Raw genomic sequence first — 14,519 nt, 5'->3', positions numbered from 1 at the left:
TTTCAGGGGAAAAGTATCCGTTGTCATTATTTACCCTTGCCCTTCTCAATATTAATATTGGTCTTCGGCGGTTCCTTACCCCCCGCTTCCAGTGATTCCGGTGTATCCGGCGCTGACTGATCGCTGGCTTCCATATCGCTGGCGACTTTTTCCGGATCGGCCTTGCGGCTCTCCACCGTGATATAGCCGTTTTCCTTGTGCAGCTGGAAAACATGGTTGTCTTTCAGTTGCGCATAGGCTTCCGCACTGACTTCGGTCACGCGCCCGCGTGGGGTGTGCATGGCCTTGGTCATGATATTGGCCTGACCGTGGATAAACACCGCCCCGTCACGGACCGCGTAATTCTGGTCGTTGGACAGGGTGCAATAAACATAGAGGGATTGAGACATGAAGAGACTCCTGCCTTGAAGAATAAACAAAGTGCCCTCAGCAGAGGGCTGAGATTAAATACCAGTCAGGCGGGTAATTGCCCACGGACGGGTGACAAAGATACCGGCGGTCGCATTGGTGGCATCTTCCAAATAACCCTTAATGCTATTTTCTGAACCCAGCAACTGATATTTAACCGGCACAACCTGTAACAAGGTAGCTTTGGTCGCCGTCGAGCCATCGTCCACGCTGTCAGCGAACAGGTAGGTGATATTCGCCCCACCATTAGCGCCCCTAAATTCCGGCGAGAACACAAAGCGCAGGTTCGGGTAGTTCTCTTTTACCCACTGCTTCACCGTTTCGCCCCGTGCCACCGGATTGGCAATATTCAGCACCGAACGGTAGCCCAGCGGCAGCACCTGCGTGATATCGGTATCGTCCTTGATGCGTCCACCGGAAGGTAATTCAATCCGGGAGAACATCGCGGTAATGTCGGCGGTGATCTCAGCAAAAGTGGCTTCCGTCCATTTTTTCTTTGCGGTTTCATAGGCCGGCAGGTTTGGATCATTGAGCAGACCGAATATCCGGGTATCTGCACTGTTAAAGCCAAAGTACCCCGTGCGCTCACGCCCCATTTCCAGTGATTCCGTGGCGGCATGGCGTTTTTCAGCGGCTGACTCAAATCCCGCGGCACTCTGGCGGGCCTCTTCCAGCTTACCGACTTGAAAACCCTGCTCATAACGCACAACACCGCGATTTTCGATATTGTTTTCATAGCTGGCGAGCGGGATATTGGTGTGATCGCCGTACAGTTCTGCCTTGCCGGTGGGCGTAGCCACATTCAGCACGATCTCTTCGTCGTGCCACTCGCCCGCCGTCATCACGCCCGTGATTTCATCCAGAATACGGACACGGGTCGCGGTACGGATAAGCCCCGGTAACACATGCTGCAACATATGGCGCTGGATATAGCCACCTGCTGAGGCTGGGCCGGTTAAGGCCGAATCCATCGCATGCAGGTTACCGAAACCGATTTGTTCCAGTTCGCCGTAGGTCCATTTCTGGTCAGCCGTCACATTTAATGGGCCCTTCTCGCGGATCTCTCTTCCTGACAGATAAAACTTCTCTTGACTGACAGCCATGTTTATTCCCCTTTTGCTGCGGTTGGGTAAGGAATTTCAGTCAGACGTAACACACACAAATGCGGGCTTTCTTCTGACTCCAAATGACGGGACACAAAACCAATAACCCGATCGCCGATGGCGGGGGTTTCTTTGGCATGTAATTTACCTTTACTGTCAAACACCACCGGGACATTGATGCGCTTAACGCCTGTTTCCAGATTGACGTTCACTTCCCCCATCGTCAGGAACTCACCGGTGGAACCGTTATGTGCATATAGCCCGCCAATGCGGTAGGCTTTCGGGTTAATCATGATCCCCGCAAACGGGCCATCACCGCCCACCTGTACCGACTCGACATCGGAATCACGATAGGTGTAAGCCAACCCAAACAGGTTCTGGGTTTCGTCCTTTGAGGACAGCACGGCACTGGTGACGCGAATGGGGCCAGAGTGGGAGATGTCCCCGACGACACCGCTGACCAGTCCATTAAGAATGCTTTTCGGTATTGCCATTATTGTTTACTCCACTTGTCTTTAATTGATTGCTGGGTTATTGCTGCATCCATGCCCGTTGTCGGTTTCTGTGAGTCGGGTACACGCCCATGCATCCACGCAGCCAGTGCGATGGTTTCCTGTCCTTTCTGGCACGGGATACCCAACTGCTTCACGCCATATTCCGCCACCCCTTGCTTGGTCATGGCGCCGTGGTCAAATACCCCGACAAACGGCGTTAGCTTGTGTACCAGTTCATCACGACCCGCCAATTGCCTGAGCATCTCACCGGTGTCCAGCGTGGGCTTGGCTTTTTCCAATCGGTTGACCTTGCGCTTTAAGGTAGAAATGTCATCCATCGCCTGAATGCCCCGACGCAGACGTTTAACACGACGGTTCAGGCTGTCTGTGGTGGCTTGATCAAGATGTTCCTTGGCTTCTTCAATGGCCTGCTCTGCCGCTTCAATGGCAATCTCGGCATTTTCCACCGCTTCGGGTTCGCCCGTTTCCGCCGATTCAGCGGCGGTTTCAGCTTCTTCCACTGCATCTTCGGCTTTTTTCTCTTCGTCCGAATCTGTCGATTTTTGTTCCGAATCACTGTCACCCGTGTCTTTTTTCTCCGGGTCTTCATCGGTAGCCGGTGCCTGACCTGCGACAGCCGCCGCAATCATGGCCTGTAACTGTTCGAGCTGCTCCGGCGTAAAACCGTTGTCAGTGGTCTCTTTCTTGTCTTGCTCTTCGGTAGCCATCGTGACTAACTCCCTCGTATCGATAGTAATAACGTGATCCTGCACGGCAACATCAGGGCCTGTGCGCCCCTCATCGACCAATGCAAGGTGATTTGCCCGGATATCCCGCTGGATGGCATCGTAGTGCTCGCCCTCAAACGTGCCGGGGGTGAATTCGTAACGGCAGCGATAACCCGGTGACAGTTCAATCTTGCCACTCGCAATCTGGTTCAGGGCGGCATTGGACAAGATTTTGATGTTGCCCTTGAGGTAGGGGTAATCGAAATAGACGTTCTCGCCGATCACGCCTTCAATCCCTTTCTTCTCCGCGGGCGTGCCGTCCCTGCCCAGCATTTCGTGCTCATCCACAAAGGGCATTAGCCTGAATGAATGCAAGGTGGCTTCACTTTCCAGTTCTTCTTGCGGGCGAAGTACCCGATACAACTGGTCAGGATTGGGCGCGCCAATTTCAGCCCCCATATAATCAAAAACCCCCACTTTTGAGATGGGGTTATCTTTCACTTCCAGCCAGCCGTTCAGGTCATAGGTTCGTTTACTCATGTCATGCGCTCTCTCCAAAATCCACAACCGGCGTCCAGAAACATTTGCAGTTCGGCAATTCGCCGGGCAAGCCACGCTGTCCTGTTCGTTCATCAATAATCGGTGGGTTATCCAAGTCGAAAACCTGACCGTCCAGTTTCTGATGTAATTTACGGGGTTCCGCACTGCCGCCAGAGTGATGCCAGACTGCCTTACGAATACCCGCCGACTTCATGCGCTCGTAGTTCGCCGCCGTAGTGATCTTGCGGGTCTGGTCTACCGCAATAAACTGCGCCCGTTTTTCGGTTACGCCGCCAATGTGCCGGATTTCCGCCAGCAAGGTTTTTGCACCCTCGCCCGCCTGACTGATAGAACGCAGTGCCGCCCCTTCAATGCGAAAGTGAAACTGTTCAGGAATGGACTTAATCAGGGCAACGTTTTCTGCTGTAGCGGCGGTGATCCGGTCTTTCATGGCCTCCGGCATCGCGGGGGTTTTGATGGTCAGTCCGCCGGAGAGTTGCTTAAGGGAATCGTCCAGATTGCGCTGGGTGTTCAAATCGACCTGACTGACAAACTTGTCGGCCATTTCACTGGCGCGTTGATTAAAAATACTGTCCCAGCGGCGTTTTAGTCGGTTCAGCCAGATACGGGTCTGACTGGCAAAGCTGGCATCCATTGCCATCGGTTCAAAATCGTCCTGTAATTGGGTGAGTGCTCGTTGGTACTCGTTGATCATCCGTTTTATCAGCAGTGACAGGTCACGCTGGTAACGGTCGGCTGAGGCTGCCGGGTAATGCAGCGGCTTGCCCTTCATGACCGCCTGCCGTTGCACCGCCCAGCGCTCCCGCTTCGCTTTCAGGCGGATCTGCTTCGCCATAGTTTTCCTCGTTCACGTCCAAGCCGAAATACGATGATTCTTTGTCCGCAGCCAATTTCTTGCGGATATCCAACCCATCCACCGCGCCCACGTTGGCGTAGTTAACGGCGGTTTGGGAATTCTTCAGCTCAATGTCGGCGTATTCGGAGGCCGTTGGGCTGTCCAGTGGCCGCCATGAGATACTGATGTCCACCACCGGTAGCCCCTCACTGCGCAACAAGATTTCATAATGGCGTTGTAAAAAATCTTCCAAATCGTTGGCCTGAATGCTTTCCAGTTCCTCGCGGTAGCTCGCCTCTTCGTATTCGCCGGTGGCATTAAAGCCCTTGGGGGTCGTGCCTAATAACTTGGTTGCGGGGACATTGGCAGCGGCAGCCACTAACTGATATTGCGTCATGATGGTCGCGTCCAAATCCGCCAATGAGGTATCGAATTGTTGAACGGTGTCTGAATTACTGGTGAGCTGTACGCCGTAGTTATCCCGCATGGAAACAAAGTACGCGAGGTTCTGCGCGATCACGTCTTTATCTGCGTTTTCTCCGTCACCCATTCCAATGGTCAGTAAGCGCTTGGTCATCGCCAATTGCGGTGCTTCATTGGCAGTACGCTCTGAGGCATACACCCGTTCATAAATCCGCTCCGGCACGGATACACCGAAATAGTTATAGGTCGGCTTAAGCACATTCGGCACGGGGAACGGCACAAACTTAATCAGGTGCGACTTGTGATAACGCCGTCCGCCTATCTGGTAATAGGTCGGTTCGTAGAAATTCAGTGACGCCGGGTCTTGCACATTATCGGCGGTCAGTTCGGGAGTCACCCACTGGGGATCAATCTGCTTGATGCCTTTGTACGAGCCTCGCGCAATGCCATCGGGGTTAAACGGATTTTCGTAGAACTCTTTGGGATTTGAGGTTTCTACGACAAATAACGCAATGCGCCCACCGTACACACGCCCGAAGTGGATCAGTTCTTTCATGGCTTGCTGAAGTCGGTATTTTTTATCCCGCTTTTTCAACCGGTCGATAATGTCGCTATCTTCACAGTCGATTTCGTACCCCTGCCGGATAGCATCGCGGGCGGGCATATTGCACGCTTTATCCACCAGCCAATGCTTGGCAATCACCGCGCACATGTTGTTGCCGATAAACATTTGGTTGGCATACCACGCCGCTTGTGCTTCGGGAACACCGTACACGCTGCCGGTTTTGAATGGCGGGATAGTGCCATCAATGGAGTCCATCGCTACTCCTTCAATGATAGGCTGGGGCAAATCCAATCCCTTAAAGCCGTTATCTTTTGCCAAGGCAGGATAAAGGTCTGTTGAGAACGCGGATTTTTTAATGGGGGGTGTGGTGGGCTTTCGTTTTGAGAATAGCCACATGAAAATTACCTCTTTCTTGTAAAAAAACTGCCTTTAGCCTTGATATACCCATCCAGCCCATATCTCACCGCATCCCAACAGTGGTTATTCGCATCCTCGATAACCGGGAGCACTTCGCCAGTAATGCGATCGGTTTTGTAGGAGTAAAGCCGGGCTTCTTTTGTTGTCTCTTTGCAGCGGGGGTGAATGATGATTTGTTTAAAGCCGCGCAAGAAAGTGACGCCATCCTCTACGCTGCCCTGCCACTTCTTGGCGGCGGAAATATTGAAACCCTGTCGCTTAAGATAACTGATAGTTTCCGGTCTGGCGGAATCGGCTTTGATAGGCCATCTGCGAGACTCTGGTACTTGGTCATAGAACGTGGGCATGTGGTCGAGTTCCACCCCAACACCGTACGCCTCGTATTCTATATGCAGTATGCTATCCAGAATAAACATGCGAAGTAGCGTGCTGGGGTCTTTGGCAAAGCCGAAGTCGCCACCAAACAATAGCCTGTCCGCTTGTTGCCAGAGATCATCAGGGAATTCCTTGATAACATATTTGTTCGCCAGTACCTGTTTATCGGAATTCTCCAGATACGCACCGTCCCATATCCACGCATAGGTCGAACTGTCTAACCTTTCCTGATCGCTTAACCGCTCTTCTTCCAGCACGGCGGGGAACCACGGGTTATCGCCGTAGTTCATCTCGGCAATGATGGCATTTTCAGGCAGGTGCTTTCTGAATCGTTTATCCGTTGCACTACCGTCTCTTTCAGGGTTCCACGTCACCCATATCTCAGAATCTTCTTCGCGAACGGTAGGTGTGAGTTTTGTCCATGCCGTTTCAGATACAGATTCCGCCTCATCAACCCATGCGATAAGTATTCTAGCTTTAGACTTGATGCTATCTAGATTATGTCGTAAGCCTGCAAATACATAACTGACTGACCGACACTTAGTGCGAATGAACTTTTCACCCAACTCGTAAAAATCATTAAGCCAAGGCACAGACCTGATAGCCTGTTTGACTTCTTCCATTGATGACTCTTCAAGAGAGTTCATGTATTCACGAGCGCAAAGTATCACGCCAGATTGCCCGTTCATTGCAGCCATGTAGCCACGAATGGCCGTCATTAATGCAAAGGTTCGGGTCTTTGCCGAACCTCGCCCGCCGTATGCGCCGCGATAACGGTAATTGCCACTAAAGACTGGAATGAGTTTCGGCGGGAGTTCAATTCTCGCTGTTGTCATGTTGTCCTCCGGCAACCAGTACTATCTTGGACGGTTGCGGGGACATAGAACCATCAGTAGAGCTTAAATCAACTTTCTTCGGCGCCTCCCAACCCATCAAATCAGCCAACTGTTTAATCGCCGCTTTCGGGTCATGGAGTTTTAGCTTGATGCCGTCCTTGCCCGTGGTCAATTCTGAGATGGCGCTCATGGCCGCAGGACTTTGTAGCGCACTCTCTTTAAATTGCCATGCTGCCTGAAATACGGGTCTGCCTTCCTCGTCTTCCCCTATCTGACTGTTACTGAATTCAGCGATATCATGGAGTGAGACACGTCCCATCGCAGAAAGGCGCTCTAGGGCTTCCTGACGACTCATTACGGCATCAGAAACGGCTTCTTGGTTCATGGCGTCGAGAAAGGTTTTCACCTTATCAAAACTTATCATTCTGCTGGCTTGGACATGCGCAGATTCTTTCTCTGCCTTCCCTCCCGCCTTACGATAAGCATCGACCTGATTTAATCCTTTTAGGATACCCAGTGCGAATTTTTGCTGTAATGGAGTTAAGGCATCAAAGAGAACCTTTTGCTCGTCTGTGAGCGTGAGTTTCTTTTGTGCCATTGCGTTATTCCTTACTTAGAGAGTTCACAAGCCATCTTCATCACCTGTTCCAGTGCTTCATGGCTTAATTCGTGATAGCGCTTTAGTTTGATAATCCCCAGCAGTATCTTGGCTTTTCTTTCTTCTGCGGAGACTGTTTTCGGTCTGATGGGTTTTAGGTGTGGAGGAATTTGGTGCTCTAGCATATTTATCTCTCTGTAACCTGACATCTATCCAGAGACAAAAATGCCACCACGGATGTGATGGCATAGCGTATTTTCACCCACAAAATATATGCAAAAATGCAAATATCACCTTGCCATTGTTAGCATTTTTGCATATACTTATTTCAAGTTAACGGAATGGAGGTGCAGTGAAACAAAACGAGTTTTTAAAATGGCTAAAAGCCCATGGGGTAGAGACTGAAAATGGTAAAAAACATTTGAAACTCTACTACAAAGGAAAAATAAGCCACCTTCCCAGACATCCCAGTCAAGAATTAACAACGGGCTTGGTTGAGGGAATAAAAAAACAGTTAGGTTTGAAATGAATTCCAGCCCTCATCATAGGGGGCTGTCACTGCATCAATAAATAAGTCAGAGAGGCCAACATGTACTATCCTGCAAAATTTGTTAAAGAAGATAACGGATATACAGTCACATTCAGGAATATCCCCGAAGCCATCACTTGTGGTGCAGATATACCTGAAGCAATGGAAATGGCCGAGGATGTTTTACTTTCCTGTGTCGAAATATACTTTGATATGGATAATAACTTTCCTCTGCCTGATCCTGAGATTCAAGAGGGTGAACAGTGGGTATATTTACCTGATAGCGTGTATGCCAAAATCTTACTCAATAATGAGTTGCTAAAAGCTAACATTAATAAGGCTGAGTTATCACGCTTAACGGGTATCCGTCCCCCTGAAATCCAAAGAATACTCACGCCACGCCATGCAACTAAAATTGATACGATTAGCCGGGCGGTTGCCGCCATAGGCAAAAAACTATCACTTTCAGTTATCTAATGTTTAGCCCCTTATTGTAGGGGCTTTTATCTCAAGCATTCCGTCCTGATATAACCTTGCAAATATCTTAGTTTTGCCCGGTCGTTGATGATGCCTTCTCGGATATCGAGAACAGTTGATCCAGTTTCTCCAGAGAGTTCGACGGTGGTTGCATCGACCATGCTGCCGGAGGGAGTGGCTTCACGTACAGGGCAGATTGCCTTGATGCGCAACTTGCGACGAGCAGCGGCAACATCAGCCCGAAGAGCGTCAATTTCAATTTTATCATTAGCAAGTTTCTCCATATGCTTGGCATCCAGTTCATGCAGCATGTCAATGTGCGTGTTCTGGTAGTTGATGGTGTCTGTCAGTTGCTGGATTTCGGTTGCTTGTTCGCTATTGATACCGAGCTGTACTTTGTATCCTGAGCGGTATAAAAGAGCTGCTGCTGATGCAACAACTAGCGCAACAACAACACCATAGGTGAGATTGAATTTCATTCATCTAACCCCCAGCATGTTAGTTCCGATTCCTGAGCGCGCCGCTCAACCTGACCGTAACAACCGTTCGCTTGGCCTTGGGTCTGCCGGCAGTCTTTGCCGCCGTCAAAAATCCACCGTTTGATTTCGGCACAAGCGCCTTTCCTGTCCCCTTCGTTGAGCTTCCGGTAGAACGTGGAAGAAAAACATTTACCGGGCCCAATGTTGTACGGGCAAAAACTGGCGATACCGGCTATCTGAGGTTCTGTCAGCGGGACTCGCACATGACGTTTAACCCATGCAATGGCGTGCTCGACTTCTTTGGCATTGAGGGCTTGGCATTGGTTCGAGGTTAACCTCATACCCTGACGAACGGGAACGCCGTCTATCCGAGTGACTCCCCGGCAGATAGTCCAGATACCGCCCGCATCCCGATAAGCTGATAGGCGATTACCCTCTTTCTCGTCCAAGAACTGAGAAAGAATGACCGTAGCCCCCGCACCGGACAGCACCAAGCCCATGACCGCCGCCGTGAGCTTACTCTTGGTCTTTGCCATTGCGGGTATGTTCCTTATGTTTGTAATACCAGTTCACGGCGAATGTGCCTGCCGTGCAAATAATGCCAACGATAATCGCCCAGTCATTCAATGACAGTGCACCAAAAATCGTTGTGAATGCCCCCCAACCATATGCAGAGGGGCTTGTGTATTTATCCATGCGCATATTCCACCCCATTTAGACAATGGGCGTCCGTGGGGTGAAAAAGTCGCCCCTGTGAGTTGAGTAAATAGGTTGCCAGCCACAATGCATGTATACGGATGTGATGAGAGTGATTGCGGTGGCAAATTCGGTTAATGAATGGCTGGCCGCTTCTTTTTTCGTCCCTCAAATGAGGGGGAAAAAGCGGAAAGCGACGATAAAAAGCCACGCCATAGCGCAGCCCTGAAAACAATATCGTATTTTAATCGTATTTATATTGACATAATACGATTATAATCTTATTATCTAATCATCCCAAGCGGATAGGCTCTTTAACAAATGAGGAAACGATGGTTACGGTTCAATGGACGAGAAAAGCACGCAAACAGTTGCTTTCAATCGATACCCGATACCGGAAAGCTATCAGTGAGAAAGTTAACCAACTTGAAACCTTTCCCGCAGTGACACTGGATATCAAGAAGCTTCATGATCTTGATAACCAGTACAGACTGCGGGTTGGCGATTACAGGATAATCTTCGAACTGACTGATGGCGAACCGGTTATCTGTTCGATAACGGCAGTTAAACGGAGAACATCGACAACGTACTAGGCGGGGTAACCCGCCATTTCCTCATGATTAAATTCACCGCGACTCTTAGCCACCCGGATGAATATATAAAATGCAATATATAAACGATGAAGCAGGAAACCCACAATATGTTGTCCTGCCAGTAGCTGAATACGAAAAACTTATCAGCACAAAGGAAGATTGGGAGGATGTGCCATACACCCCGTCAAAATACGATGATGTGACCGTGCCTAACGGTGTCGTGTCTATCATGGTTGACCAGGATGTTTCTATTCTGGCGGCTTGGCGCATCTATCGTGGGCTATCTCAGTATGAAGTCGCTGAAAAGCTCAACACGGCTCAATCAACCGTGTCTCAGTGGGAAGCGTCAGATCGACCACAAAAGCGCACACGAGAAAAACTGGCTGCATTATACAACTGTACACCAGAACAACTCATTCCATAATCCAACGACCCCGTTCAGGGGTCGTTTACTTTGGCTGAGAGAGAAAATATATCTTGGATCTCCTGCTCAGTTTGCTTAAACCGTTCCTCTTCCAGCTCAACCCCCAAAACATGGCGGTTTAATTTTAATGCGGCTTTTAAGGTTGCCCCAGATCCCATAAAGAAATCCGCCACCACATCCCCTTCTCGGCTACTGGACTGAATAATATGAGCCATTAAATCAGCCGGCTTTTCGCAAGGATGTTTACCCGGATAATACTGAACAGGAGCAAAATGCCAGACATCGGTATAAGGTACGTCTGCCGTGACTGTGAACGAACGGCGCAATAAGCCGTATTCCTGCCGCAATTCTTCATACTGTCGTGACAAAGTGAGGTGAGATTTTGTCAACTCATGATAGGGCTTGTTCAGTTCGCCACACTGGTGTTTTTCTTGGGCGATGCGTTCAAATAAACTCTGCAGCTTTTGATAGTCCGCCTCATTGGGTAACTGCCATTGACTATCACTGAACCAGTGACTGGCCATCTGCTTCCCGGTGGCCTCGTGAATGTCTTTTGCCGTAACGCCTAATGCTTTTCGGGCATCACGAAAATAATCGGTCAATGGTTTGAATACCGACTGTTTCAGTTCCCGACATTGACGGGAATGGCCATCGCCTTTCGGGTGATAAGGTCCCTGATAATGTTCGGCAAAAATAATGCGTTCCGTGGCGGGAAAATACATCCGCAGGCTTTCTTTATTCTGCCTGCGCCACGGGCCGGACGGCTTCGCCCAAATAATATGGTTTAACACGTTGAACCGTTCCCGAACGAGCAATTCAGTATCCGAGGCCAACCGTGAACCGCAGAACATATACAGGCTGCCGTTGGGTTTCAGTACCCGCCAGAATTCAGCCAGTAATTCATCCAGCCACGCAAGATACGCCGTGACATCTTCCCACTGCCTGTCCCAGGCACACTCTTTTACCCGAAAGTACGGCGGGTCAGTGGCAATCAGGTCAATGCAGTTATCCGGTAAGGTTTTAATAAATTGCAGTGAGTCGTCGTTAATTAATGTGATACCACTTAAATTCACAATATTTTTCCATAAATCGACGCTGGCTTTTTCTCTGTAAAACCACAGGAGAAGGCGAGGTATCAAATCCCCGCCCCTTACGGCTTAAGACGTTATCTTATTAAGGACAACGTTTGAAAAACGTCTCATCGTCCCGGCTTTCCATCAATCCAGCCAGACAAAATTGAGTTAACAGTAATTGGCAACGCGGCGCAGATAGCCCCGTCAGGGTGGAAATATCAGAAACTGATGCCCAGTCGTACAGGGGAACAGTTTCTAAAACACAAGCGGCTGTTGTTGTCATATCTTCATGTTTTAGCATGATAAGTTTAACCTTTTGGTCAGTGAGTCGGCGTGAACACACATGTAACTCTGACCCAGGACAACAGCAAGTCTTATGTTTATTTCAGGCATAAAAAAACCTCACGCAGAGTGAGGCTTGTTTGTCACGGTTACAAATAGCGCAACATATATTGAAATAGTGGCTCATTGGCTCAAAGATGTCAACACGTTCTTGACAAAATTTTTAATTTTCTTTCCTATTCCCGGCACGTAAGGGCATCTTTCAAAGGTTGATAAAGTAAATATTCGGTGGCTTTTAATATTTCTTCAACCTCACGGCGGCAGGTTGATAGCGAGGGCTTCCGTAAAACCAGTTGACCACTACGGCGTACCATTTTTCTCGGCTTAACGATGTTATGGTAATAGCGGGCAATAGCTCTATCTGAACTGTTAAAGCCATACCGGCTTAACAACATGGCAAAGGCTACCCGGTCAAGATGGTAGATATGATCGACCACTCTGGCAATTAACATCCCTTCATCGTCATTGCATATCGGGCGCTCTGGATAGTCTCGAGGCTCTACTCGTGCCATAAACTCTGCAATCATACTGCTTTGACGTTTATCCAGCCTACCAGAGTAAACCCAAGCTCCAAATTTCGATAACCATTCCTGTAACCAGATCGCCTGTGATATGGCCAATTCCAGCCCATCTGTTGAAAATCTCAAACCCGACATAACCGTACCTCTTTCACTTCCCTTTTAACCTGTTCTAATAATTCAATTTCTGTCCCATGAGCAGCCTGCCATGTTTTCGGTGCGGCATGGAATCCGGTGGAATAACACACCCGATGATGACGAGGACAAAGCGGCAGAACGCTGAAGTGATCGGCGCGTTGTGCCATCCCCTGCCCGGTTCTCACATGATGAATTTCCGCCGGGGATGCACCCAACCCCAAATTCCGGCAAACAATACAGCCCAGCGAGGCGACATCTGACAGCCACTGTTTTTCACTGTGGGTCATGGGTCTTGCCTCTCCCTTACGCAAAATCAAACAACTGAGAAGCGGCGTTCTCAGCCGCATTCTGGGTCGGAAAGTTGCGGTACAGAATGAAGTTCCAGAGCACATTTAACGTGGCTTTATAGAGCGCCTGAAACTCCAATTCGTCCATGCTGGCGAAACTGATTGAACGGGATTCACGATACAGACTGCCATTAGGCATTTCGTAAGTGTCATAGTGGCCGGATTCCACCGTGACCCAGCTCCGAAAGGCATCAAAGGATTTGGTGGCCGTGATATTGTGGGCACGGTCTTTTGATAAGCTGGCAAGGTATTCATCCGCTGCGGATTGTAAGGCCTCTTCTGCGCCGGCGAAGTGAGCCAGAAATTGTACGTAACCCCGTACAAGCTTTTTCTCTTCAGGGGAAATTGTGCCGCCGGTCGGTTGCCAATATTCATAACCGAGATTCAGGAGGGCAAAATATTTGCGGTGGAAACGCGGGTTGCGTGCTTTCTTAAAATCCGCATAAAGCACATCGCCGCATTTCACTTTGGAATGCAGGTATTCCTGAGCCGTCGGTGTTGCCGGTCTCAGGGTATCATTGGAGATTTTGATAAAACTGTACTGCGCCATAACTTATCCCTCTAAGTGATGGCACAGCAGCTGTTGTTTAGGTTATCGGGTGTTCAGGCCGATGGCATTATTCTAGCGGTTTACAATCCGTTACGCTACCGACAATCGCTTCAGGCGGGATGTATCCAGATTCTGCTTAATATGCCAGATATCATAGGCATTCTGCATTCCCAGCCAGACATGTGGTGCACTGCCAATCACCACAGAAAGACGCACCGCCATTTCAGGAGACACATGTGACTGATGGCTAATCAGCCGTTGTACCGTGGAAGGGGCAACATCCAATGCTTTCGCCAATGCCCTGGCACTCATGTCTAGGGTTTCCATTGCATCCTTTATCAGTTCTCCCGGATGGGGAGGATTGTGCATTATGACCATGGATGATAATCCTTAAGAAGCAACAAACGATATGTCAGCACCAATACACCAAATTAAATAATAAACTTGTAAGCTTCAAGAGCTTTGACTGTCATCGGTAGCCTCTGTTTTAACAACATATCTAAAAATTCACTGGTAGACATTGGAGGGTTTTTTAGTGCCATACGTTGCTGTCTGACAGCCTCCAATGCAATAGCGTGGTTTAAGTCAAAGAGGTCTGAAATAAATTCGTCCGGATGAAGGGCTTCGATATTAAACTCACCTAAAATATCGGCTGGAAAGTCTTTCAGGTTCATAGTCACGATGACTTCTGCATTTGCACATATGGCTGTTGCCAATACATGGCGATCATCTTTATCAGGGAGCCTTAATCCTTCAATTAATGATTCAAAACCCGTGACATTGGCATCGGGTAAGGCTTTATTCATGAGTGCTGTTGTGTATTCCAACATTTCAGGCTTTATGTCAGGACGTTGTTTCAGTAAGTTTCTCTTCCATTCATCCTGAATAGTATCTGACCATTTGGGTTGATACAGACCAGCCAGCCCCAAATGCATCAGCAAGTCACGCAATCTTGCCGGATACAAAACGCAGGCATCCAGTACCACCGGATAGGGAGAATGGTTCATCCT

23 protein-coding genes are annotated in these 14,519 nt (G+C 49.1%); 4 read left to right on the top strand and 19 right to left on the bottom strand.

Annotation, left to right across the window (positions count from 1 at the left end):
* Positions 1-26: 26 nt before the first annotated feature.
* The 9 genes from Xsze_RS14030 to Xsze_RS22220 all read right to left on the bottom strand — a co-directional run bounded on the left by Xsze_RS14030 (position 27) and on the right by Xsze_RS22220 (position 7,528).
* Positions 27-389 carry a hypothetical protein gene (locus Xsze_RS14030; protein ID WP_038241789.1) on the bottom strand — a complete coding sequence of 121 codons (363 nt, stop codon included), beginning with the start codon at positions 387-389 and terminating at the stop codon, positions 27-29.
* Positions 390-443: 54 nt separating this feature from the next.
* The gene (locus Xsze_RS14025; RefSeq protein WP_244590075.1) at positions 444-1,379 is read right to left on the bottom strand and encodes a major capsid family protein; all 936 of its coding nucleotides are present in this window, start codon (positions 1,377-1,379) and stop codon (positions 444-446) included.
* 134 nt (positions 1,380-1,513) lie between these two features.
* Positions 1,514-2,005, bottom strand: coding sequence for a structural cement protein Gp24 (locus Xsze_RS14020; RefSeq protein ID WP_038240744.1), 492 nt, complete (start codon positions 2,003-2,005; stop codon positions 1,514-1,516).
* A complete protein-coding gene (locus Xsze_RS14015; RefSeq protein ID WP_038240745.1) occupies positions 2,005-3,273 on the bottom strand; it encodes a DUF2213 domain-containing protein in 1,269 nt (422 codons plus the stop codon). The genes Xsze_RS14020 and Xsze_RS14015 overlap by 1 nt, the downstream gene beginning before the upstream one ends.
* Before the next feature lies 1 nt (position 3,274).
* On the bottom strand, positions 3,275-3,988 hold the full coding sequence (locus tag Xsze_RS14010; protein WP_038240770.1) for a phage minor head protein: 714 nt from the start codon (positions 3,986-3,988) through the stop codon (positions 3,275-3,277).
* Between the two features lie 22 nt (positions 3,989-4,010).
* Positions 4,011-5,513, bottom strand: coding sequence for a phage portal protein (locus Xsze_RS14005; RefSeq protein WP_038240746.1), 1,503 nt, complete (start codon positions 5,511-5,513; stop codon positions 4,011-4,013).
* 5 nt (positions 5,514-5,518) lie between these two features.
* Positions 5,519-6,745 carry a PBSX family phage terminase large subunit gene (locus Xsze_RS14000; RefSeq protein ID WP_038240747.1) on the bottom strand — a complete coding sequence of 409 codons (1,227 nt, stop codon included), beginning with the start codon at positions 6,743-6,745 and terminating at the stop codon, positions 5,519-5,521.
* On the bottom strand, positions 6,726-7,343 hold the full coding sequence (locus Xsze_RS13995; protein ID WP_071991823.1) for a terminase small subunit: 618 nt from the start codon (positions 7,341-7,343) through the stop codon (positions 6,726-6,728). The genes Xsze_RS14000 and Xsze_RS13995 overlap by 20 nt, the downstream gene beginning before the upstream one ends.
* Positions 7,344-7,354: 11 nt before the next feature.
* Positions 7,355-7,528 carry a hypothetical protein gene (locus tag Xsze_RS22220; RefSeq protein ID WP_156935905.1) on the bottom strand — a complete coding sequence of 58 codons (174 nt, stop codon included), beginning with the start codon at positions 7,526-7,528 and terminating at the stop codon, positions 7,355-7,357.
* Between the two features lie 167 nt (positions 7,529-7,695).
* Here Xsze_RS22220 and Xsze_RS13990 point away from each other — a divergent pair, with 167 nt between their 5' ends.
* Positions 7,696-7,872, top strand: coding sequence for a type II toxin-antitoxin system HicA family toxin (locus tag Xsze_RS13990; RefSeq protein WP_038240748.1), 177 nt, complete (start codon positions 7,696-7,698; stop codon positions 7,870-7,872).
* Between the two features lie 60 nt (positions 7,873-7,932).
* Positions 7,933-8,349: a type II toxin-antitoxin system HicB family antitoxin gene (locus tag Xsze_RS13985; RefSeq protein WP_038240749.1), complete on the top strand. Its 417-nt coding sequence runs from the start codon at positions 7,933-7,935 to the stop codon at positions 8,347-8,349.
* A 26-nt stretch (positions 8,350-8,375) separates the two neighbouring features.
* On the opposite strand, the gene Xsze_RS13980 is transcribed toward Xsze_RS13985, so the two are convergent.
* From Xsze_RS13980 to Xsze_RS13970, 3 genes are read right to left on the bottom strand one after another with little or no spacing between them, the layout of a single operon-like run.
* A complete protein-coding gene (locus Xsze_RS13980) occupies positions 8,376-8,828 on the bottom strand; it encodes a lysis protein (protein ID WP_038240750.1) in 453 nt (150 codons plus the stop codon).
* Positions 8,825-9,364, bottom strand: a complete 540-nt coding sequence (locus Xsze_RS13975; protein WP_038240751.1) for a lysozyme — start codon at positions 9,362-9,364, stop codon at positions 8,825-8,827. Before Xsze_RS13975 ends, Xsze_RS13980 begins: the two co-directional genes overlap by 4 nt.
* The gene (locus Xsze_RS13970) at positions 9,345-9,530 is read right to left on the bottom strand and encodes a phage holin family protein (RefSeq protein WP_038240752.1); all 186 of its coding nucleotides are present in this window, start codon (positions 9,528-9,530) and stop codon (positions 9,345-9,347) included. Before Xsze_RS13970 ends, Xsze_RS13975 begins: the two co-directional genes overlap by 20 nt.
* A gap of 326 nt (positions 9,531-9,856) precedes the next feature.
* On the opposite strand from Xsze_RS13970, the gene Xsze_RS13965 reads away from it, so the two are divergent.
* The gene (locus tag Xsze_RS13965) at positions 9,857-10,117 is read left to right on the top strand and encodes a type II toxin-antitoxin system RelE family toxin (protein WP_038240753.1); all 261 of its coding nucleotides are present in this window, start codon (positions 9,857-9,859) and stop codon (positions 10,115-10,117) included.
* Between the two features lie 70 nt (positions 10,118-10,187).
* A complete protein-coding gene (locus Xsze_RS13960) occupies positions 10,188-10,541 on the top strand; it encodes a helix-turn-helix domain-containing protein (RefSeq protein WP_099138210.1) in 354 nt (117 codons plus the stop codon).
* 14 nt (positions 10,542-10,555) lie between these two features.
* On the opposite strand, the gene Xsze_RS13955 is transcribed toward Xsze_RS13960, so the two are convergent.
* From Xsze_RS13955 to Xsze_RS13925, 7 genes are all read right to left on the bottom strand, one after another.
* On the bottom strand, positions 10,556-11,614 hold the full coding sequence (locus Xsze_RS13955; protein WP_038240775.1) for a DNA-methyltransferase: 1,059 nt from the start codon (positions 11,612-11,614) through the stop codon (positions 10,556-10,558).
* 100 nt (positions 11,615-11,714) lie between these two features.
* Positions 11,715-11,915, bottom strand: coding sequence for a hypothetical protein (locus tag Xsze_RS13950; RefSeq protein ID WP_038240755.1), 201 nt, complete (start codon positions 11,913-11,915; stop codon positions 11,715-11,717).
* A gap of 217 nt (positions 11,916-12,132) precedes the next feature.
* Positions 12,133-12,612 (bottom strand): antiterminator Q family protein, encoded by a 480-nt coding sequence (locus tag Xsze_RS13945; protein WP_051462524.1) that lies wholly within the window; start codon positions 12,610-12,612, stop codon positions 12,133-12,135.
* Complete coding sequence (locus tag Xsze_RS13940; RefSeq protein ID WP_038240756.1) at positions 12,600-12,899, bottom strand: Ref family recombination enhancement nuclease; 300 nt, start codon at positions 12,897-12,899, stop codon at positions 12,600-12,602. Before Xsze_RS13940 ends, Xsze_RS13945 begins: the two co-directional genes overlap by 13 nt.
* 16 nt (positions 12,900-12,915) lie before the next feature.
* Positions 12,916-13,509 carry a DUF1367 family protein gene (locus Xsze_RS13935; protein ID WP_038240757.1) on the bottom strand — a complete coding sequence of 198 codons (594 nt, stop codon included), beginning with the start codon at positions 13,507-13,509 and terminating at the stop codon, positions 12,916-12,918.
* Positions 13,510-13,599: 90 nt separating this feature from the next.
* Positions 13,600-13,887 (bottom strand): HigA family addiction module antitoxin, encoded by a 288-nt coding sequence (locus tag Xsze_RS13930; RefSeq protein WP_038240758.1) that lies wholly within the window; start codon positions 13,885-13,887, stop codon positions 13,600-13,602.
* Between the two features lie 53 nt (positions 13,888-13,940).
* Entirely contained in the window at positions 13,941-14,516 is a 576-nt protein-coding gene (locus tag Xsze_RS13925; RefSeq protein ID WP_038240759.1) for a PIN domain-containing protein, read from the bottom strand.
* Positions 14,517-14,519: the final 3 nt, after the last annotated feature.

Source organism: Xenorhabdus szentirmaii DSM 16338 (genome assembly GCF_002632585.1).
Classification (GTDB): domain Bacteria; phylum Pseudomonadota; class Gammaproteobacteria; order Enterobacterales; family Enterobacteriaceae; genus Xenorhabdus; species Xenorhabdus szentirmaii.
The sequence above is the reverse complement of the archived record's forward strand: the minus strand, read 5'-3'. Positions and strand labels throughout refer to the sequence as shown.